At 68.5% G+C, this 20,258-nt stretch carries 15 protein-coding genes and 1 riboswitch; of the genes, 6 read left to right on the top strand and 9 right to left on the bottom strand.

The genetic code is table 11. The features are described 5' to 3' along the window. Positions 1-18 precede the first annotated feature (18 nt). From ACIP63_RS32635 to ribD, 4 genes are read right to left on the bottom strand one after another with little or no spacing between them, the layout of a single operon-like run. A complete protein-coding gene (locus ACIP63_RS32635) occupies positions 19-1,305 on the bottom strand; it encodes a bifunctional 3,4-dihydroxy-2-butanone-4-phosphate synthase/GTP cyclohydrolase II (RefSeq protein ID WP_401523020.1) in 1,287 nt (428 codons plus the stop codon). Beyond that, positions 1,302-1,946: a nicotinamide riboside transporter PnuC gene (locus ACIP63_RS32630; RefSeq protein ID WP_401523017.1), complete on the bottom strand. Its 645-nt coding sequence runs from the start codon at positions 1,944-1,946 to the stop codon at positions 1,302-1,304. The genes ACIP63_RS32635 and ACIP63_RS32630 overlap by 4 nt, the downstream gene beginning before the upstream one ends. Beyond that, positions 1,943-2,563 (bottom strand): riboflavin synthase, encoded by a 621-nt coding sequence (locus ACIP63_RS32625; RefSeq protein ID WP_401523014.1) that lies wholly within the window; start codon positions 2,561-2,563, stop codon positions 1,943-1,945. Before ACIP63_RS32625 ends, ACIP63_RS32630 begins: the two co-directional genes overlap by 4 nt. Then, a complete protein-coding gene (gene ribD / locus ACIP63_RS32620) occupies positions 2,564-3,664 on the bottom strand; it encodes a bifunctional diaminohydroxyphosphoribosylaminopyrimidine deaminase/5-amino-6-(5-phosphoribosylamino)uracil reductase RibD (RefSeq protein WP_401523013.1) in 1,101 nt (366 codons plus the stop codon). Between the two features lie 161 nt (positions 3,665-3,825). Then, positions 3,826-3,956: riboswitch (FMN riboswitch) on the bottom strand. 368 nt (positions 3,957-4,324) lie between these two features. On the opposite strand from ribD, the gene ACIP63_RS32615 reads away from it, so the two are divergent. Then, positions 4,325-5,995, top strand: coding sequence for a DUF262 domain-containing protein (locus ACIP63_RS32615; RefSeq protein WP_401523010.1), 1,671 nt, complete (start codon positions 4,325-4,327; stop codon positions 5,993-5,995). A gap of 258 nt (positions 5,996-6,253) precedes the next feature. Here ACIP63_RS32615 and ACIP63_RS32610 read toward each other — a convergent pair whose 3' ends face one another. From ACIP63_RS32610 to ACIP63_RS32600, 3 genes are all read right to left on the bottom strand, one after another. Further along, entirely contained in the window at positions 6,254-6,589 is a 336-nt protein-coding gene (locus ACIP63_RS32610) for a hypothetical protein (protein ID WP_401523007.1), read from the bottom strand. Continuing rightward, positions 6,579-7,205 carry a hypothetical protein gene (locus tag ACIP63_RS32605; protein ID WP_401523004.1) on the bottom strand — a complete coding sequence of 209 codons (627 nt, stop codon included), beginning with the start codon at positions 7,203-7,205 and terminating at the stop codon, positions 6,579-6,581. The genes ACIP63_RS32610 and ACIP63_RS32605 overlap by 11 nt, the downstream gene beginning before the upstream one ends. An 85-nt stretch (positions 7,206-7,290) precedes the next feature. Then, on the bottom strand, positions 7,291-8,517 hold the full coding sequence (locus ACIP63_RS32600) for a DNA sulfur modification protein DndB (protein ID WP_401523002.1): 1,227 nt from the start codon (positions 8,515-8,517) through the stop codon (positions 7,291-7,293). Between the two features lie 179 nt (positions 8,518-8,696). Here ACIP63_RS32600 and ACIP63_RS32595 point away from each other — a divergent pair, with 179 nt between their 5' ends. The 4 genes from ACIP63_RS32595 (at position 8,697) to ACIP63_RS32580 (ending at position 17,514) form a co-directional block, all read left to right on the top strand. Continuing rightward, complete coding sequence (locus tag ACIP63_RS32595; RefSeq protein ID WP_401522999.1) at positions 8,697-10,847, top strand: N-6 DNA methylase; 2,151 nt, start codon at positions 8,697-8,699, stop codon at positions 10,845-10,847. A gap of 87 nt (positions 10,848-10,934) precedes the next feature. Continuing rightward, positions 10,935-13,052 (top strand): N-6 DNA methylase, encoded by a 2,118-nt coding sequence (locus tag ACIP63_RS32590; RefSeq protein WP_401522996.1) that lies wholly within the window; start codon positions 10,935-10,937, stop codon positions 13,050-13,052. Continuing rightward, positions 13,049-14,335, top strand: a complete 1,287-nt coding sequence (locus tag ACIP63_RS32585; protein ID WP_401522994.1) for a restriction endonuclease subunit S — start codon at positions 13,049-13,051, stop codon at positions 14,333-14,335. The genes ACIP63_RS32590 and ACIP63_RS32585 overlap by 4 nt, the downstream gene beginning before the upstream one ends. Then, a complete protein-coding gene (locus ACIP63_RS32580) occupies positions 14,332-17,514 on the top strand; it encodes a type I restriction endonuclease subunit R (RefSeq protein ID WP_401522991.1) in 3,183 nt (1,060 codons plus the stop codon). Before ACIP63_RS32585 ends, ACIP63_RS32580 begins: the two co-directional genes overlap by 4 nt. Positions 17,515-17,577: 63 nt before the next feature. Here the strand turns inward: ACIP63_RS32580 and ACIP63_RS32575 are convergent, their stop codons facing one another. Together ACIP63_RS32575 and ACIP63_RS32570 are read right to left on the bottom strand one after the other, a co-directional pair. Beyond that, positions 17,578-17,775 carry a DUF397 domain-containing protein gene (locus ACIP63_RS32575; RefSeq protein WP_401522988.1) on the bottom strand — a complete coding sequence of 66 codons (198 nt, stop codon included), beginning with the start codon at positions 17,773-17,775 and terminating at the stop codon, positions 17,578-17,580. Next, on the bottom strand, positions 17,772-18,638 hold the full coding sequence (locus tag ACIP63_RS32570) for a helix-turn-helix domain-containing protein (RefSeq protein ID WP_401522986.1): 867 nt from the start codon (positions 18,636-18,638) through the stop codon (positions 17,772-17,774). The genes ACIP63_RS32575 and ACIP63_RS32570 overlap by 4 nt, the downstream gene beginning before the upstream one ends. A 549-nt stretch (positions 18,639-19,187) precedes the next feature. On the opposite strand from ACIP63_RS32570, the gene ACIP63_RS32565 reads away from it, so the two are divergent. Continuing rightward, positions 19,188-20,183: a MarR family transcriptional regulator gene (locus ACIP63_RS32565; protein WP_401522984.1), complete on the top strand. Its 996-nt coding sequence runs from the start codon at positions 19,188-19,190 to the stop codon at positions 20,181-20,183. Positions 20,184-20,258 lie beyond the last annotated feature (75 nt).

Genomic DNA, 20,258 nt, shown 5'->3' with positions numbered 1-20,258 from the left:
CTGTGTGTTCGTCGGTGCTTACTGGTTGCCGCAGGCCGACGCCGCGGCGTCGAGCCAGGGCAGGTCGTGCCCCATCCGGTCCCGCTTGGTGCGCAGGTACCGCAGGTTGTGCTCACCGGCCTGGACGGGCATCGGTTCACGTCCGGTGATCTTGAGCCCGTGCCGTACGAGGGCGGCGGTCTTGTCCGGGTTGTTCGTCATCAGCCGCAGGGTCCGCACACCGAGGTCGCTCAGGATCTGGGCCCCGGCGGCGTAGTCCCGGGCGTCGGCGGGCAGCCCCAGTTCGAGGTTGGCGTCCAGGGTGTCGGAGCCGCGCTCCTGGAGTTCGTACGCACGCAGCTTGGACACCAGCCCGATGCCGCGGCCCTCGTGCCCGCGGAGGTAGACGACGACCCCGCGGCCCTCGGCGGTGACGCGTTCCATGGAGGTGTGCAGCTGGGGGCCGCAGTCGCAGCGCTGGGACTGGAAGATGTCCCCGGTCAGGCATTCGGAGTGGACCCGGACGAGCACGTCCTCGCCGTCACCGATGTCGCCGTGGACGAGTGCGACGTGCTCGACGCCGTCGACGATGGAGCGGTAGCCGTACGCGGTGAACGGGCCGAAGGTGGTGGGCAGCCGGACCTCGGCCTCACGGCGCACGGTGGGCTCGGCGCTGCGGCGGTAGGCGATCAGGTCCTCGATGGAGATGATCGTGAGGCCGTGCTTGCGGGCGAACGGGACGAGTTCGGGGAGCCTCAGCATGACGCCGTCCTCGCCCGCGATCTCGACGATGGCGCCCGCGGGGCGCAGCCCCGCGAGCCTGGCCAGGTCGACGGCCGCCTCGGTGTGGCCGTTACGGACGAGGACACCGCCGGAGCGGGCACGGAGCGGGAAGACGTGGCCGGGGCGCACGAAGTCGCCGGGGCCCGCCCTGCCGCCTGCCAGCATCCGGAGCGTGGTGGCTCGGTCGGCGGCGGAGATCCCGGTGGTCACTCCGTGGGCCGCGGAGGCGTCCACGGAGACGGTGAAGGCCGTCTGCATCGACTCGGTGTTGTGCGTGACCATCTGCGGGAGTTCGAGGCGGTCCAGCTCGTCGCTCTCCATGGGCGCGCAGATCAGACCGCGGCACTCGCTCATCATGAACGCGATGATCTCGGGGGTCGCCTTCTCGGCGGCGATGACGAGGTCGCCCTCGTTCTCCCGGTCCTCGTCGTCGACGACCACGACGGGCCGTCCGGCCGCGATGTCGCGGATCGCCTGTTCGACGGGGTCGAGCGAGAGGTCGTCGAGGGTGCGGTCGTGCAACCAGGTGGGCTGGGCAGTCATGCCGTGGCTCCTTCCAGAGCGGGTGTCCGCGTACGCAGCCACCAGTCGCGCATGCCCCACAGGACGAGGGCGCCGTAGACGACGTAGATGAGACCGGAGAAGGCGAGTCCGCTGTGGAAGTTGAGCGGTACGCCGACGAGGTCGACGAGCAGCCAGGCGAACCAGAACTCGACCATGCCGCGGGCCTGCGCCAGCATCGCGACGAGCGTGCCCGCGAAGATGTACGCGTCGGCCCACGGGCTCCAGGAGAGCGAGGGGAAGGCGGTGAAGAGGCCGCCGACCGCGAGGGTGCCGACGACGGCTCCGCCCAGCAGGTACGCGCGCTCGCGCCAGGTGGCGAAGCGCACGGCGATGGATCCGTCCTGCGCCTGCTGCCGGCCGCGGGTCCACTGCTGCCAGCCCCACACGGCGACGGCGATGACGATCAGCTGCTTGCCGACGCTGCCCGCCTGCTGCACGGAGACGTTGGCGGCGACCAGGACGACACCGGACAGGAGCTGGGCCGGCCAGGTCCAGACCGAGCGGAGCCAGCCGAGGGCCAGGGCTATAAGGCCGATCGTGTTGCCGAGCATGTCCGACCAGATGATGTGCTGCCCGAAGGCGGTGAACGCCTCCGAGTTCAGCCAGTCCAGGGCGCTCATGCGACCGGCTCCCCGGACTCGGGCGCGGCACCGTGGCCGAGCAGCCGTTCGACGTACTTCGCGAGGACGTCCACCTCGAGATTGACCGGGTCGCCGGGCTCCTTGATGCCGAGCGTGGTCAGCGCGAGGGTGGTGGGGATGAGGCTGATGGTGAAGTGGTCGGGGGCCGCGTCGACGACGGTCAGGCTCACGCCGTCGACGGTGATCGAGCCCTTCTCCACCACGTAGCGGCTCAGGCCGGCGGGCAGGGAGATCTTGACGATCTCCCAGTTCTCGGAGACCCGGCGTTCGACGATGTGACCGGTGCCGTCCACGTGCCCCTGGACGATGTGGCCGCCGAGGCGTCCTCCGAGGGCCATGGGGCGCTCCAGGTTGACCCGGGAGCCGGCGGCGAGCGCGCCGAGGCTGGAGCGGTTCAGCGTCTCGGCCATGACGTCGGCGGTGAACTCGTTCTCCCCGAGGTCCACGACGGTGAGGCAGACCCCGTTCACGGCGATGGAGTCGCCGTGTTTGGCGCCCTCGGTCACGACGGGGCCGCGCAGTCGGAAGCGGGAGGCGTCGTCGAGCTTCTCGACGGCGGTGACCTCACCCAGTTCTTCGACAATTCCGGTGAACACTCAGTTTCCCTTCCGAGCAGGAACGGGGACGGCGGTGATGCGCAGATCGGGGCCGATACGGACGGTCTCGGTCACATCGAGGCGCAACGCCTGGGAGATGGTGGAGATTCCGGCGTCCCCGAGGGCTGCGGGGCCCGCGCCGAGGAGGACCGGGGCGAGGTAGCCGACGACGGTGTCGACCGCTCCCGCGGCGACGAAGGAGCCGGCCAGGACCGGCCCGCCTTCGAGGAGTACGGAACGGATGCCGCGGCCGTGGAGGGCGGCGAGCAGCGCGTCGATGTCCAGGCCGGGCCCGGTGGCGGCGCGCGGCAGGCGCAGCACGGCGTCCTCGGGGAGGTGGCCGGCCTCGGCGTCGTCGGCGACCGCGATCAGGGCGGGCGCGGACTCGTCGAGGACCCTCGCTCCGGGCCGGACGGCGGTGGCGCCGGTGTCGACGACCACCCGGAGCGGCTGGACGGCGCCCTCGATGCCGCGTACGCCCAGCTGGGGGTCGTCGGCCCGGGCGGTGCCGGAACCGACCACCACGGCGTCGGCCTCGGCGCGCAGCCGGTGGACGTCGGCGCGGGCCTCGGGGGAGGTGATCCAGCGGCTGGTGGCGTCGGCGGCGGCGATCCGGCCGTCGAGGGTCGCCGCGTACTTCCAGAGGACGTACGGGCGGCCGAGGCGGACCGAGGTGAGCCAGGCGGTGTTGCCGGCCTCGGCCTCGTCGGCGAGGAGGCCCTGTTCCACCTGGACGCCTGAGGCGCGCAGGGTGTCCGCACCGCCGGTGGCCTGCGGGTTCGGGTCGCTCACCGCGTACACGACACGGCTGACGCCGGCCTCGACGAGCGCCTGCGCGCAGGGTCCGGTGCGGCCGGTGTGGTTACAGGGTTCGAGGGTGACGAGGGCGGTGCCGCCCCGGGCCCGCTCGCCGGCCTCGCGCAGGGCGTGGATCTCGGCGTGCGGCCCTCCGGCACGCTGGTGGAAGCCTTCGCCGGCCTGCTCCCCGGCGGCGTCGAGGATGACGCATCCGACGACCGGATTCGGGCTGGTGGCGCCGAGTCCGCGGGCTGCGAGCGTGATCGCCCGCCGCATGGCGGTTCTTTCGGCTGCGGTGGCCACCGGGTCCTCCTGCCTCTTCGGGCACGGACTCCGGGGCCTGTCGATGACGACAGATGAAGCGGAACGCAACAGGGGAACGCCGAAAACCGAAGACACGGATGTGGGCGTCCCGGAACCTCCCGGAACACATCCGCCGACGGCGGCGTACCTGTGACGGCCCGCCGCGCACTGCCTCCCATCCGGACTTTCACCGTCGGTCCAGGAATCTCACCTGGTCAACCGGCCGCTGGATGCGGACGGGTCGCGGACTATAACCGCCGGTTCGGAATTACACCGACCCCGGAGTGCGCTGCTGCTGGTACATGGTCATTGTGCCACGGCGGGGAGCGGTCCATATGGGTGACTTCTGTGGGACGGCTCACAGAGCGGGTTTGTGCGGCTGCGGGGGCGGGGCAGTGGCCGGGGCTGACGACCAGGCGAACGTTCCCGCCCGGCTCCGACCCGGGGAGCCAGATGCCGCCCCCATGAACCGGGCGTCCCACGAGCCGCGCGTTCGCGATCGAGAGCGACATCGCCCCTGCTATTCGGGGGTCCGCAGCTCTCCAGCATCACCCTGACGCGGCTGCTCTCCGGCCGATACATCCCACACCAGTGCTTGCTCAGCCGCGCCTTGCCGCACTTGGCTGCGAAGTCGGCCTCCGGTGAGCAATGATCGTAATCATGGCTCAGCTCGAAGCGCGGGAATTACCCCTGCACAAGGTCTTCTGCAGTGACTACGACTTCCGGATTCCGGACTACCAGCGCCCGTACGCATGGCAGGCCGAGCAGGCCCAGCAGCTCCTCGCCGACCTCGAGGAAGCGCTTCTACGGGGCGACGGGGAGCCCTATTTCCTCGGCTCCCTGGTGCTCGTCAAGGACAGTCGCGCCGCCGAGGCCGACGTCATCGACGGTCAGCAGAGGCTGACGACCCTGACCATTCTGCTGGCCGTCATGCGCGATTTGGCTCAGCAGCCCGATGTGGTGACCAACCTGGTGGCAATGATCTCGGAGCCCGGGAACACCGTTCTCGGACTGAAGGCCAAACCCCGGCTCACCCTGCGCCCCCGCGACGCAGAATTCTTCCACCAGCACATCCAGGCATCCGGTTCCATCAAGACCCTCCTGGAACTGAATCCGCACAACTTGCGGACCGACGCGCAGAGGGCCGTCCAGGCCAACGCCCGGGCTCTCCACACTGCCCTGTCCGCCTGGACCGACGATCAGCGTCTCGCCCTGTGCACGTTGATGGGCGTACAGACCTTCCTCGTCGCCGTCAGCACCCCGGATCTGGACAGTGCCCACCGGATCTTCAGCGTCATGAACTCCCGAGGCCTTGATCTTTCACCTGCCGACATCTTCAAGGCGCAGATCATCGGAGAGATCGCCGACGAGGTTTCGGAGACATACGCCAGGCGGTGGGAAGACGCGGAGGAAAGCCTCGGCCGCGAGGAATTCTCCGACCTCTTCATGCACATCCGCATGATCTTCTCCGGCGAGCGAGCACGGCAGGAGCTGCTCAAGGAGTTCCAGACGCAGGTTCTCGTCGACTACAAGGGAGGGCGGGCCAAGGAGTTCGTCGACGATGTACTCGTCCCCTACGCCGAGGCGTCCGCGATGATTCGCGACAAGACGTACGCGGCCGGAGACGGATCGCCACAGGTCAATGCGTGGTTCCGCCGGCTGCTGCAGCTCGACAACAACGACTGGTGGCCGGCCGCGTTGTGGGCTCTTCGGTCCCACGGGGACGATCCCGTATGGCTGGGTTCGTTCTTCCGGCTGCTGGAACGCCTCGCGGCCAGCATGTTCGTCCGGCGCATCTACACCACTCCGCGAGTGCTCCGTTTCGCCGAGCTGCTGACCGAGCTCAACGCCGGCCTCGGCCTGGAGGCCCCTGCCTTCCAGCTCACGGAGGCCGAGCGGACCGAGACTCTGGCCCGTCTCGACGGCGATGTGTACTACGAGCTGAGGACGCGCCGCTTCATCCTGCTCCGGCTGGACGAGTTGGTGGCCGAGGACGACATCGTGGCCACGTACGACGCCCCGCGCATCACCGTCGAGCACGTGCTCCCGCAGAACCCGGGAGCCCAGTCACAGTGGCGCGCGGACTTCACCGTGGACCAGCGCAAGGAGTGGACGCACAGGCTCGCCAACCTTGTGCTGCTCAGCCGCACGAAGAACTCCCAGGTCCAGAACCTCGACTTCGCGGAGAAGAAGGATCGGTACCTCAGGCGGGGCGTCGTCACGTTCCCTCTGACCACGCAGGTATTGGGGCAGGGCACCTGGACGCCGGAACACTTGGAGAAGCGGCAGGTCGAACTGCTGGGGCTGCTGGCCGAGGAGTGGCGGCTGTAAGTCGAACCAAGCGGGACGCCCCCGGACCACGCCCGCCATCGCACCCTGCCGTTGTGAGGTCAAGGAGAGAATCACATCCGGAATGGCCCTCGCCTCTGCCCTTCTCCTCACAACGACCGGGTGTGTCACCTATGTCTCGATCAGCCGAGGGATGTCGTACGGCGTCCGGGTGAGGTTCTGCGTACGGCGCGGGTGTGTCCTTTCCGTCTCGGTCGGGATACCGCACAGCACGTCCGACACGTCGTCAACAGGCCGTTTTCAGCTGGGGTGTACGCCGTCGTAGATGGTGAGGAGCAGGTCGAGGTCGGCCCGTTCCCCCGCGGTCAGGTCGTCCGAACGAAGGCGATTGTCTGCCCCGTGCCGGACACGGCGCAGGTAGCCGGTCCGCTCCAGGTGCCGCCACAGCAGACGGAACGCCTGCTGGTGGTCGTAGAGAGTGGTCTCGTACGAACACGAGGTGACATGCCGCGCCTGCACCACCATGGCCTGGAAGTTCTGCACATCGTCCCTTGTGCTGAACTCCGCCTGATGCCTGTCATGGACGGGCGTCTCCCACCCGTCCACCTCAGCCGGGATGGGCCGCTCAGCCGACACGCTTCCACTCCTGACAACGGGTGGACTTGAAGACCTCGCCCTTGTTGACCGTGACCCGGCCGCTGCCGTCCAGGTTGCCGTTGGCGATGATCGCGTCGAACTCGCCGCTGGCGTTGCTCGCCCGCTCCCAGTAGCACCCGAAACTCCCCTCGGGCCCTGCGGTCTTGTAGGTCCCCGCCTTCATGTCCTCACCCACCAGGTACTCGCCGTCTCCCTCGACGGTGGTGGGCGGCCCCTTCGGCTTCGGCGGCTTGGGCGGCGGGGCCGTGACCGTGGCGGTCTTGGTCACGGTCACCGTGGGACCGGGAACCTCCACCTCCTTGGTGACCGTCTTGGTGACGGTCACCTTCGGTGCCGACCCGGCGGTGTCCGTGGCCTGAGCCTGGTCGTCCGAGACGCCGATCCCGACTCCGAGGAACAGGGCGACAAGACCGACGGCCCCGTGGGTGAGCCACTTCTTGCCCTGCGACGGCTTCGCGGGCGGCGCGGGCAGGGGCGTGAACCCGCCCGGGTACGGGCCGTGCGGCGGCGGGGCGGGCGGATTCGGGTACGCACCGTGGGAGGGGGTGCTGGTGGGACGGGGCGTGCCGGGCTGCTGCGGGCTGTCGGAATGCATGGTGTGGGCTCCTTGGGCGTCGCGATGGGGCGTGGGCAGGTCGGGCGTCGGTGGGTCTGGCACCGGTGCGTCGGGGTGAGGGCGGTCACTGCCCCCGGATGCGCCGCCCGGCCTCCGTGCCCGGGTAGAGCATCGCGTCGGCGACCCGACCGCCGGAGTCCTTCACACCGCCGCTGAAGTTGAGCCGCCCGGTCGCGCCGGCCTTGGCCGCCACTCCGTCCCAGTAGCGCGCTTCGCGCTCCCACCGGATCTCGGCGAGGAGCCGCTGAAGCGCCTCGGCGCTCAGCGCGTTCGCAGGGTCGGCCCACGGCGTCGTGTGATGGACGGCGATCCCGAGCCCGGCAAGCACGGCGGGTGCGGTGAGGGCGCTGCGCGAGACGAAGTGGGCGCTGTGCTCGGAGATGAGCCGGGCGAGCAGCGGGACGATGCATCCCTCGACCTGAGCGGTGTCGGTGCCGGCAGGGAGCTCGTCCTCCTGGACGGTCTCTGCGGACCGCGAGAGCCCGTTGCGGCCGTAGATCGCCGTGATGACCAGTGCCCGCAGGGCGGAGAGAGTGATCACCTCGGGGTCGCTCTTGCCGACCTGCCGCTTGCTGGCGTTGACGAGCTTGGTGAACGGTACGAGCTTGCCGTCCGCATCCACCTTGACGGCCTCGGCGACACGGTGGGCGAGGCGCGTGGCGAAGTCCCGCTGGTCCATGGACATGGCCAGGTTCTTCGCGACGGCCACGCCCTGGACGTTGCGGTCGTAGAAGATCTGTCGTGCGTCCGCCACGGTCAGGTCCACGTACAGCTCGAAGGGCACACGGATCGAGGCGAGTTCGGTGTAGCTGAGACCGAAGTGCTCCGGGTCGTCGTACAGCTCGTGCCAGGCGGTCGTCTGGGTCTCGCCGTCGATGGCGACGACCGCGGTGCCGGGCGTGATGGTCAGGGTCCGCAGTCCGGTTCCGGGCAGCAGTTCGTCGCTGAGTGCGGCGAGCGGTCCGGCGTGCCAGAACGTGATCGGCGGCGTGGACCAGCCGGCGCCCAGCTCACCCTTGACGCCGTCGGCGATGTACTCGGCGTACGAGCCGACGTTCTTCCCCTTCTGTGTGGACTTCAGCGCCCGCTGCACCAGCGACCGCAGTTCGGCGTGGCGGCGCACGGCGCCGGAGGCGGCCTTCAGCGTCTTCGTGTCCTCCTCACGGCGGGGAGAGGGCACGAGCTGGACGAGTGTCGGGACGGACATGGTCCCGATCACGGCGTCCGCCCGGAACGGCATGACGGTGAGCTGGGTGCCTTCGACGACAGCGGTCGGCATGGTGATGCGCATGGCGATTCCCCCCACGGGATCGACGAGTTGCCTACCCGGACCCCCTCGGGCCGAGCCGCTTCACTTGGAAGCAACACCAGAGAAGCATCATCGTGAAAGCGTTGTCAAACAGCTTGACGCGTTTGACCGACGGTGTAGGTTGTGAGCTGTCAGCTACCGAGAGGCCCAGGACTCCCGCCATGCCCCAGCCACCCGCCCAGGTGACCGCCGCCGAGATCTCCCGCATCGCCGGGGTCACGCGTGCCACCGTCAGCAACTGGCGCCGTCGGCACGACGACTTCCCGGCACCCTCCGGGGGCACCGACTCCAGCCCGCTGTACGACCTGGTGGACGTACGGAAGTGGCTCGGCGCCCGAGGACACGCCTCGACGGCCGATCCCGCGGAGGAGCTGCGCACCACGTTGCGACTGCACCCCGGGGGCGGCGGCATGACCGGCGCCCTGCTCCCCCTGGTCCTGGCCACGGCTCGGCGCACCCCCGAGGAGCGCACCGCGCTCGCCGGCCTGTCCGACGCCGAGCTCGTCGCCCGCGCCGACAGCGCGGTGGCAGATCTCGCGGAGCTGGTCCCCGGCGCGGAGGCCGTCCACTTCGCTGCGCCTGACGTCGATGTCCTGCGGGCGCTGCTGCGCTGCGTACAGGACGACACGAGCGGCGAGGCGGCGCTCGCCGTCCTTGCGGAGCGGGAGCTGGAGGACAGCGCCGCGAGCGGCACCTACCGCACCCCGGCGCAGCTCGCCGACCTCGTCGCCCGGCTGGTGCCCGGTCCGTACGCACGGGTCATGGACCCGGCGTGCGGCAGCGGCTCCCTGCTCTCGGCCGCCGCCCGGCGGGGTGCCACGGCGGCGTACGGGCAGGACAGCGTCCCCGTGCAGGCGCAGCGCAGTGCGGTGAGTCTGCTGCTGGCCGCCCCCGACGCGGACATCACGGTGCGTGCGGGAGACAGTCTCCGCGCGGACGCGTTCGGCAGGGTCACCGTGGACGCGGTCCTGTGCAACCCGCCCTACGGCGACCGCGACTGGGGCCACGACGAGCTGGCGTACGACGCCCGCTGGGCGTACGGCGTACCGCCGCGCGCGGAGTCCGAGCTCGCCTGGGTCCAGCACGCCCTGGCCCACCTGGTTCCCGGCGGCCACGCCGTCCTGCTCCTCCCCCCGGCCACCGCCTCCCGCGCCTCCGGCCGCCGGGTCCGCATGGAGTTGGTCCGCAGCGGGGCTCTGCGCGCGGTGGTGGCGTTGCCCCCGGGCGCGGCGGCGCCGTTCCATGTGGGGCTTCAAGTCTGGATACTGCGACGCCCCGAACCGGCCGGCCCCACGCACACGTCGGTCCTGTTCGTCGACACGTCCGAGGCGGCGTCCGATCCGAGCACACGGACGGGCGGCACCACCTCCGGTACGCGCGGGGCGCGTACCCCGCTGGACTGGACGGCTCTCACGGAGATGGCCCTCACCCAGTGGTCGTCCTTCGCGAAGGACCCGGAGGCGTACGCCGACGAGCCGGGCACCGCCCGCGCGGTCCCGGTGGTCGACCTGCTGGACGACGTCGTGGACCTCTCCCCCGCCCGCCATGTACGCGCCTCGCGCACGGACATCGCCCCGGCGGACCTGGCCCGGGAGGCGGACGACGTACGTCGTCGGCTCGTCACCGGCGCCAAGTCCCTGGGGAAGGCAGCCGGTTACACCGACTGGAGCCCGGCCGGCCCGGCCCCGCGCGAATGGCGCACGGCGACGGCGTCGGACCTGGCCCGCGGTGGCGCGCTCACCTTGCTGCGCACGGCGCCGGACGCCCTGGGCTCAGCCGGTGAGGCGTCGGCGACGGCGGTCCTCACCGGCATGGACATCGCACGCGGCACAGCCCCGTCCGGAGACCCGGGAAGCCTGCGGGCGGACGCGGCGCCGGTGATTGCGGCGGGCGACGTGCTTGTACGCGCGGTCGCGGGCGGGAGTGGCGCCATGGCCCGGGTAGCAGACGGCGCGGACACCGGAGCCCTGCTCGGCCCGCAGGTCCACCTGTTCCGGCCCGACCCCGCGCGCCTCGACCCGTGGTTCCTGGCGGGCTTCCTGGGCGCGGAGGAGAACATCGCGGGAGCGTCGACCGGCAGCACGGTCCTGCACGTCAGCCCGGGGCGACTACGTGTGCCGCTGCTGCCGCTGGAGGAGCAGAGACGCTACGGCGAGGCGTTCCGCCGCGTGCACGCGCTACGCGCGGAGGCGGCGCGCGCCACGGAGCTGGCAGAGGAGACGGCACGACTCCTGGTCGGCGGGCTGACCGGGGGTGGGCTGATCCCATCGGCTCCGGCGGCCGACACCGGGGCAACCGCGGAATCGGCCTGAAACGGCACTACGGCCTTCACGTAACCATCACACTTGTCAGGACCCGCTCCGGCAGAGCGGGGGTCCAAAAGGAAACCGGGGAATCCCTTGAACAGCAGCAAGCACACGGAGCTGGCGAACCACGCCTGGTCCGTCGCCGACCTTCTGCGCGGCGATTACAAGCAGTCCGACTACGGAAAGGTCATCCTTCCGTTCCTGGTGCTGCGCCGCCTCGAATGCGTACTGGAGCCGACGCGGGAGAAAGTCGCGGAGACGGCCGCCCGTTTCGAGGGCCAGGAGATCGACACGGACCACTTCCTGCGCCGGGCGTCGGGCCACTCGTTCTACAACACGAGCAGCCTGACCCTGCGGAAGATCGCCGGCGACGCGAGCAACGCGGCGGCGAACCTTCAGGTGTACGTCGGGAAATTCTCCCCGAACGCGCGCGAGGTCATGGAGAAGTACGAGTTCGCCCAGCAGATCCGCAAGCTGGACAGCGCGAACCTGCTCTACCAGGTCATCGGCAAGTTCACGGACCTGGACCTGCGCCCGGAGGTCGTGCCCAACCACAACATGGGCTACATCTTCGAGGAGCTGATCCGGCGCTTCTCCGAGCAGTCCAACGAGACCGCGGGTGAGCACTTCACCCCGCGCGAGGTCATCAAGCTGATGGTCAACCTGCTGATCGCCCCGGACGGCGACGCGCTCAGCATCCCTGGTGTCGTGCGTACGGTCATGGACCCGGCCTGCGGCACAGGCGGCATGCTCAGCGCGGCCGAGGACCACATCAAGGCATACAACGACGATGCCACGGTGGAGGTCTACGGGCAGGAGCTCAACCCGGAGTCCTGGGCGATCTGCCGGTCCGACCTGATGATCAAGGAGCAGGACCCGGAGAACATCGCCTTCGGCAACTCCTTCTCGGACGACGGCCATGCGCGGGAGAAGTTCGACTACCTGCTGGCCAACCCGCCGTTCGGTGTGGAGTGGAAGAAAGTGAAGGAGGCCGTCGAGTTCGAGCACGAAAAGCTCGGCGACTCCGGCCGCTTCGGCGCGGGCCTGCCCCGCATCAACGACGGCTCGCTCCTCTTCCTCCAGCACATGATCTCGAAGATGAAGCCGGTGGACGTGAACGGCGGGGGCGGCTCGCGCGTGGCGATCGTCTTCAACGGCTCGCCGCTCTTCACCGGTGCGGCCGGCTCGGGTGAGTCGGAAATCCGCCGCTGGATCCTGGAGAACGACTGGCTTGAGGCGATCGTCGCTTTGCCGGACCAGCTCTTCTACAACACGGGCATCTCCACGTACTTCTGGATCCTGACGAACCGCAAGGACGCCCAGCACAAGGGCAAGGTCGTGCTGCTGGACGCGCGCGACCAGTGGGTGAAGATGCGAAAGTCACTGGGCGACAAGCGCAAGGAGCTGGGCGACGGGACGGGCGGCAAGCCGAACCACATCGGCGACATCACCCGCCTGTACGGGGAGGCCGTGACAGCCGCGGCAAACCCGGAGCACCCGATGCACGCCAAGGTGAAGGTCTTCGACAACACGGCCTTCGGTTACCAGCGGATCACGGTGGAGCGGCCGCTAAAGCTGCGGTTCGAACTGACGGAGGAGACACTGGCGGCGCTGCTGGCGTCGAAACCGGTGCAGAAGTGGGCGGAGGAGCGCTTCCTGCCGCGCGAGCCGGAACTGGCAGCGAAGGCGAAGGCCCGGAGGAAGCTGACGGACGAGGAGCAGGCGCAGTTCCAGAAGCTGGCCGACGCCGAGACGCAGGCGCTGGGGGACACGTTGAGGCCGCTGCTGGGCAGCGAGTGGGCCACCAAGTCCGAGGCGCAGGTGGCGGTACGGGACGCCATGGCGGAAGCCGGCGTGCAGGGCCCGACGGGTGCGCCGTTCACGAAGGCGCTGCGGGACACGGTGGGGGTGCGGGACCCGGAGGGTGAGGAGCAGCTCCTCAAGGGCGGGGAGAAGGAGCCTGACAGCGAGCTGCGGGACTACGAAAACGTGCCGCTGGGCGAGGACGTGGAGGAGTACCTGGTGCGGGAAGTGCACCCGCACGTGAAGGACGCGTGGATCGACCACACGAAGACGAAGGTGGGGTACGAGATCCCGTTCACGCGGCACTTCTACGTGTACGAGCCGCCGCGGCCGTTGGCTGAGATTGATGCGGAACTGAAGACTCTTGAGGCGGAGATTCAGGCGCTGCTGGGGGAGGTGACGGAATGAGTACCGTATTGGGTATCCCCCTCCCTGCCGCTTGGGCGGTGGCTCCACTGAAGCATGTGTCTTCCCTGCTGAATCGCGGGTCTGCCCCGAACTATGTGGACGAGGGACCAGTGCGGGCCGTCAGCCAAGCCGCGAACCAAGAAGGCGGTCTCGACTGGTCCCGTACCCGTTTCCATGACTTTAGTGGCGACCCAAAAAGCCTCAAGGGCTACCTTCACAGCAACGACGTGCTCATCAACTCCACAGGCACCGGCACGCTGGGACGCATCGGCTACTTCAGCGAGGCACCGGACGGGCTCCCATGCATGGCAGACACCCATGTCACAATCGCTCGGGCCAAATCTGGTGAGCTTGACGCACGATTCTCCTTCTACTGGCTCGGAGCACGCCCCTTCCAGGAGTATGTCTACGCGGCACTCGTGGTTGGAGCCACAAACCAGATCGAGCTCAACCGTGACCGGCTCGGCGATGCCCCCATCCCGCTGCCCCCGCTGGAGGAGCAGCGCCGCATTGCCGACTTCCTTGACGCCGAGACCGGCCGCCTTGACCGTTTGATCGCACTTCGCAAAAGGAACAAGCAACTCGTACTGGAACGCTCAGAGGCGGTCGTTTCATCATTCTTCTCAAGGGCAGAAGGGAAACGCGAGTACCGCTTCCGCGACCTCATGAAGTCCAATCCTTGCTACGGAGTGCTGGTTCCGAAGTTCGCAGACACCGGCGTCTCTCTAATCCGTGTAAGCGATCTGGGGAAATTGGATGACAATCTCGAGAGACTTCCTAAGATTGAGGAAGAGCAAGCAAAAGAGTACAGGCGAACTCGGATCTCACCAGGTGACCTCTTGATCACCGTAGTGGGTGCCACAATCGGGCGGTGCGATGTAGCACCCGAGACAGCAGATGGATTCAATGTGAGCCGCGCATTGGCGCGCATCCAATTGCTCCCATCGATCTCTCCCCAGATGATCGCCTCCTGGGTCCGGGGGAAGGATTTCCGCGTGCAGGCAGAACTCGCCACTAGCGGAGCCGCTGCTCAGCCCGCCCTCAACATGTCAGACATCACCCATTTCTCCCTTTGGGTTCCAGAAGATAATTCCGGGCGCCAATTGTTGGCAAGCCGAGTCAGTGATCACGAACATCGAGTCCAGAGCCTCCTAGCCGCTCTGCAGCGGCAGCTCAGCCTCCTCGCCGAACGCCGCCAAGCGCTCATCACCGCCGCTGTAACAGGCCAGTTCGACGTCTCCACTGCCAGCGGCCGCAACGTTACGGACGGAGTGCACGCGTGAGCCCCATCCACAACGAGTCAGCCTTCGGTGACGCCATAGTCGCCGCCATGACCAAGCGCGGATGGCGCGAGGCCAGCCCCACGGACTACGAGGCCGACCTCGGCCTGGACACCAAGGAGCTGTTCCGCTTCCTCGACGCGAGCCAGCCCCGCGAGTGGGCTGAACTCGTCGCCGTCTACGGCAACGACGCCAACGCCGCCCGGCGCAGCTTCGCCCAGCGCCTGGACAAGGCCATCAGCGACGACGGCCTCCTCAACGTCCTCCGCAACGGCGTCAAGGATCGCGGCGTCCGCCTCCGCGTGGCCTACTTCAAGCCGAACCTGGTCGCCGACGACACCGTCCTCGACGGCTACCGCGCCAACCGCCTCACCGTCGTACGCGAGCTCGTCTACGCCACCAAGCAGGCCGACTGGGGCCACAAGCTCGACCTGACCTTGTTTCTGAACGGCATCCCCGTCGCCACCGCCGAGTTGAAGAACCCGCTCACCCGGCAGGGCGTCGAGCACGCCAAGGAGCAGTACCGCACCGACCGCGATCCCACCGAGCTGATCTTCACCCGTCGGGTTATCGCGAACTTCGCCGTGGACCCGGACCTCGTCTTCGTCGCCACTCAGCTCCGGGGCAAGAACACCCGCTTCCTGCCCTTCAACACCGGCTCCAACGGCGCCGGCCTGCCCGGTGGCGCCGGAAACCCGGTCCCCACCGCATACGGCACGTACGCAACGTCCTACCTGTGGGAGCAGGTCTGGGCGCAGGACAACTGGCTCGACCTGCTCCAGCGCTATGTGCACCAGCAGAAGACCAAGACCCCCGGCGGCGGGACCACCAAGTCGACGATCTTCCCGCGCTTCCACCAGTGGGACGTGGTCAAGAAGCTCACCACCCACGCCGCGACCTTCGGCGTGGGCCAGAACTACCTCGTCATGGCCTCCGCCGGCTCCGGCAAGTCGAACACCATCGGGTGGCTCGCCCACCGCCTGAGCGACCTCCACGCCGACACCGACCCGCGCACACTCGATCCGGACGCGTTGTCCGCCGGCCGGATCAAGCCCGGCACACCGGTCTTTGACAAGGTCATCGTCATCACGGACCGCCGTAACCTCGACGCCCAGCTCCGGGAGACGGTCGGCAGTTTCTCGCAGACCGAGGGCCTGGTCGTGAAGGTGGACGAGAAGCACGGGTCGAAGAGCGAACAGCTCGCCCGCGCGCTGTCCCGGGACACGGGCAAGATCGTGACGGTCACACTCCACTCGTTCCCCGCGCTCATCGACTACATCGAGCGCAACCCGACGGAGATCAGCGGCACAAAGTTCGCGATCGTCATCGACGAAGCACACTCCTCCCAGTCCGGTGACGCCTCCACCGCCGTCAAGGCGGCGCTGCGTGACCTCGGGCTGGACGCCGACTCGGAGGAACAGGGCGCAAGCGCCCTCACCGTCTACGAGAAGCTGAAGAAGAAGGCCGCGGAGCGCTCACGGGCCGCGAACCTCTCCTACTTCGCGTTCACCGCCACCCCGAAGGCGAAGACGCTCGAACTCTTCGGCACGGAGGACATCGTGGACGGCAGGGCGGCCTACCGCCCCTTCCACACGTACTCCATGCGCCAGGCCATCGAGGAAGGCTTCATCCTCGATCCGCTGCGGAACTACGTCACGTACAACACGTACTGGAAGCTGGTGAACGAGAACCCCGACGAGCGGGAGGTGGACCCCTCCAAGGCCAATGGCCTGCTCGCACGGTTCGCGCTCACTCACGAGTACACCGTCTCCCAGCACGCCCAGGTGATCGTCGAGCACTTCCTTGCGCACTCCCGCGGCCGACTCGGTGGGCGGGCCAAGTCGATGGTGGTCACCTCCTCGCGGCAGTCCGCCATGGAGACGGCGCGGGCGATCAAGAGCTACATCGCGGACCGGGAGTACGACACCAAGTATCCGGACCTCGGTGTCCTGGTGGCGTTCTCGGGTGCCCTGAAGATCAGCGAGGACGAGGAGACGACCGAGTCGAAGGAAAACGGCGGCATCGCGGAGAGCGCGTTGCCGAAGGCCTTCGCATACACGCGTGCCGACGACAAGGCGGTCGGCGCGGGCGGCCGGGGCCAGCAGGAGTACAAGATCCTGGTGGTGGCGGAGAAGTACCAGACGGGCTTCGACCAGCCGCTCCTGACGACCATGTACGTCAACAAGACGCTGACCGGCATCTCCGCAGTCCAAACGCTCTCCCGACTCAACCGCACCGCCGACCGCAAGACGCAAGCAGACCTCGCGGTCCTGGACTTCGTGAACGACGCCGAGGACATCCGGGACGCGTTCCGCCCGTACTTCGAGGAGGCCAACACCCTCCCGTCGGACCCGAACCTGCTCTACACCGCGCAGAGCCGGGTGATGTCGGCGCCGATCATCTCGGAGTCGGAGATGGACGAGTTCGCCGCGGCGTACTTCGCGGCGAAGGAGAAGGCGGCCGGCTCCCAGGCGAAGTGGGAGAAGCTGCACGCCGAGCTTTACCGGCTTCTCTCCCCCGCCGTCGCCCGCTTCACGCCCCTCATGGAGAGCGAGGAGGACGACGACATGGAGACGGCGGAGGACTTCCGCGCGGACCTGAACGACTACGTGCGCAAGTACGGCTTCCTCGCCCAGATCGTCCCGTACCGCGACCACGAGTTGGAACGGCTCCACCTCTACGGCCGCTACCTCCTCAACCGGCTCCCCCGCCGTGCGGACGGTGGCGTGGACATAGGCGAGATCGACCTCAGTCACCTGCGGGTGGAGAAGACGGGCGAGTACGACGTCTCCCTGTCGTCCGAGGGTTCTGCCCAGCTTCCCGGCTTCGGTGATGGCTCGGGCGGCGCGGCGGAGGCAGAGAAGTCGCTCCTGTCGGAGCTGATCGAGGCGTTCAACGCCAAGTTCGGCACGGACTTCACCGAAGAAGACGTCCGCAAGCCGTTCAACAAGACCACGGAAGACCCCAAGGTCCGGGCAGCGGCCGTCGTCAACGACGAGGCCAACTTCGGCAAGGTCTTTGACAAGGTCTTCGCCAACAACATGGAAGACCACATCGAGGCAACCGCCGGCATAGGCCGCCAGTACTTCGGCCCCGACAAGAGCTTCCGGTCCAACCTGGACCGCAGCGCACGCCGGGCAGCGTGGCGGATGATCCGCCGCGAGGAGAACGTGGACGAGTAGGTTCCGTGCACACGGAGGCCCCCGCACGCTGTGCCAGCGTGCGGGGGCCTCCGTGTGGGTGACTCAGTTTGCGGCCAGCTCCAGGAATCCCGCCCACGCCCGAGCTCCAACGGTCAGCATGGGGCCGTCGAGCTGCTTCGAGTCACGTACGTGCACCGCACCAGGCGACTCAGCCACCTCCACGCACTGCCCGCCTTCGGCACCGCTGTAGCTGCTCTTCGACCAGAGGAGTGCCGACTCGGGGGCCATTGCGGTGTTCATAGTTCTCCCAGCAACTTCTCGACAAAACCCAGAGTCTCTCGCGGAGTGAGAGCCTGACTCCGGATGATTCCATAGCGCGCTGCGGCGAGCTGGGTCTCGTCTCGTTTTGTCAGCAGGTTACTGCGCCCCTGAACCTCCATGTAGACGAACTGCTCCCCGTCCTTGCGCGTGATCACGGTGAACGGGCCATCCACTCCCGCGTTGTCCTCGCGATCCAGTGGCATGAGCTGTAGCTCCACGTTCCGCAAGGAGCCAAAAAGCAGAAGTTGCTCAAGCTGGCCACGCATGACCACCTTGCCGCCGAGCCTCTTCCGCAGCGCGCCTTCCTCCAGGACGAAGCTGAGCAACGGCGCGGGCCAACGGCTCAGCATCTTCTGTCGCGCGAGGCGGGCAGCCACGCGCTCCTCGATCGTCTCCTCGCCGAGGAGCGGTCGACGCATCCCAAGCACAGCGCGCATGTACTCCTCGGTTTGCAGCAGCCCATTCACGATGTGACTGTCGTACGCACAAAGCTCAATCGCCTCGGCCTCCAGCCCCGCCATATCCCGGAAGAACGCCGGATACTGCGACCGCGCCAGCTCCTCCTTCAACGCCACGAGCAGTCCCCCGGCGTCCAGCACCCGGTCCGCCTTGTCGACGAACTCCGGCTGCGGGATGCGCCGCCCCTGCTCGAACGAGGCCACCGACTGCGCCGCATACCCCACCCGCTTACCGAACTCCTCCCGTGTGAGCCCCGCCCGCACCCGCAGCAGCTTCAACTGCCGCCCGAACGCGACCGCCACCCCGTTCTCCGGCTTGTTCTCCGGCTGCGCCCCCGACGAGGCCACCGCCCCCGCGCCCATGGCCGCCTCGTCCTGCGTCATCGCCACCCGCCTGTCCCACGTACGTACACGCCTCAGCCCATCACGTACAACCAGCCTCTGAGGGAGGGCTCTTCGAGGTTCCGCCACACCGACGGCACCGGCCCCGGAAGGCAGCGCCCGCTCCGGCTTGTCCCACTCGGGCACCGTAACGACGCGCTCTCCCGCACGCACCCCATTCCGCCCGCGTTCCATCGAAGGAGTGGCCCGACGCTCGGCGCCCGAGAGCCAAGCTTCGAGCGCCGGACTGGGCTCGTTCACTCGTTGGAGGGACGCGATCACGGGTGCTGGCCCGACGCTTGAGCTTCGGGATTCGGGGGCCGGGATACGAGCATCGAGATCCGAGCGATGTTGTTCACCCGGTAGGTAGAAGAAGGGTTTTGGGAAAACCTCCCCACCCTCCCTACCCCGTCACGGCCAGCCAATATGACTAAAGGTGATCAGCTTGCGACTCAACGTCACGCCTGCTTACGGTGCCCCCAACGAATCGACCCCGACGAGGTGCGCAAACACCAGGCCGGGGTCTCACCCCAAGATCGAACGGACGATCTCGTGGCTACCGAGCACCTTAGCCCTGCCCTTCGCGCACCCGCATCCTCGCGCCCGTACACGAAGGCGCGCCCCGGCTACGGCAAGCGAACCGCACCCGACCAACGCGCGCCCCGTACGGATGACTTCGCCCTGATGCCGGAGCGCGAGCGACACATCGCCGGATACGTCGACCGGCTCCCCGACGGCGCGGCCATGGACATCAAGTCGCTGGCCAAGAGCCTCCCGCTGTACGGTCAGATGGCAGTTTCCAGCGCGTTGAAGGCCCTCGGAGTGGCAGGGCATCTGCGGCGCGTACGCTGCCTGGCCGGCGAAGGGGACCAGGTCCGCTGGGTCTCCCGGACCTACTGGTCCCGTACGGCCCGCGACAACGAGTGGTGGCACACGTTCCTGGCCACTGAGAGCAGCTGCTCCGCCCCGGAGGCGGCTTCCACTCCCCCGCCGCCCGGCGACACCGCCCCGACCGCGCCGCTCGCCATCACGCCCCCGACGCCGCCTGCTCCCGCGCCCGCATCCCCCGCCGTACCCGCGCAGCGCACCGCCAAGGCACCTGCGGCCGCCACCTCCCCCGCCTACCTCGCCCTGGCCCAACTCGGCCGCCTGGACACGCGCCTGGCACTCTCCGCGGCGGACTGCCGCGCCCTGGAGCCTCTGGCCGCCACCTGGTTCGCACGCGGGGTGGATGCCGACTACCTCACCCAGGCCCTCACAGCAGGCCTCCCCGCACAGGTCGGCTCCCCCGTGGGCCTCGTACGCCGCCGCCTCACCGACAAGCTGCCGCCGCACGCGGCCCCCAGCCCGGCCGCGACCGTCACCCCGAAGCGCCGTCTCGTCGCGGAGTGCACCGAATGCGGGCGCCCCGGCTCGCCCGAAGCGCTCCCCGACGGCCTCTGCCGCCCCTGCCGCACCACCCCGCAGGAGGCGCCCGTCACTCCACCTGCCGAGCGCGACGTCCACGCACTGGTCGGACAGCTACGCGACCTGACCCGCCTGCCCTGACCGCCCTCGATCAACTCAAGGCATTCGTGCCGAACCGCTGGGCGTCGAGCCATAGAATCCGCCGAGAGCGCCGAC

Origin of the sequence: Streptomyces sp. NPDC088746 (assembly GCF_044751065.1) — a bacterium.
GTDB lineage: Bacteria > Actinomycetota > Actinomycetes > Streptomycetales > Streptomycetaceae > Streptomyces.
This window is presented reverse-complemented; position numbering and strand designations above follow the sequence as displayed.

Bases quoted from the DNA above. Each gene is read 5' to 3' on its own strand.
- ACIP63_RS32635 (WP_401523020.1), bottom strand. From the start codon at position 1,305: ATGACTGCCCAGCCCACCTGGTTGCACGACCGCACCCTCGACGACCTC.
- ACIP63_RS32630 (WP_401523017.1), bottom strand. From the start codon at position 1,946: ATGAGCGCCCTGGACTGGCTGAACTCGGAGGCGTTCACCGCCTTCGGG.
- ACIP63_RS32615 (WP_401523010.1), top strand. From the start codon at position 4,325: ATGGCTCAGCTCGAAGCGCGGGAATTACCCCTGCACAAGGTCTTCTGC.
- ACIP63_RS32605 (WP_401523004.1), bottom strand. From the start codon at position 7,205: ATGCATTCCGACAGCCCGCAGCAGCCCGGCACGCCCCGTCCCACCAGC.
- ACIP63_RS32600 (WP_401523002.1), bottom strand. From the start codon at position 8,517: ATGCGCATCACCATGCCGACCGCTGTCGTCGAAGGCACCCAGCTCACC.
- ACIP63_RS32595 (WP_401522999.1), top strand. From the start codon at position 8,697: ATGCCCCAGCCACCCGCCCAGGTGACCGCCGCCGAGATCTCCCGCATC.
- ACIP63_RS32585 (WP_401522994.1), top strand. From the start codon at position 13,049: ATGAGTACCGTATTGGGTATCCCCCTCCCTGCCGCTTGGGCGGTGGCT.
- ACIP63_RS32575 (WP_401522988.1), bottom strand. From the start codon at position 17,775: ATGAACACCGCAATGGCCCCCGAGTCGGCACTCCTCTGGTCGAAGAGC.
- ACIP63_RS32570 (WP_401522986.1), bottom strand. From the start codon at position 18,638: ATGACGCAGGACGAGGCGGCCATGGGCGCGGGGGCGGTGGCCTCGTCG.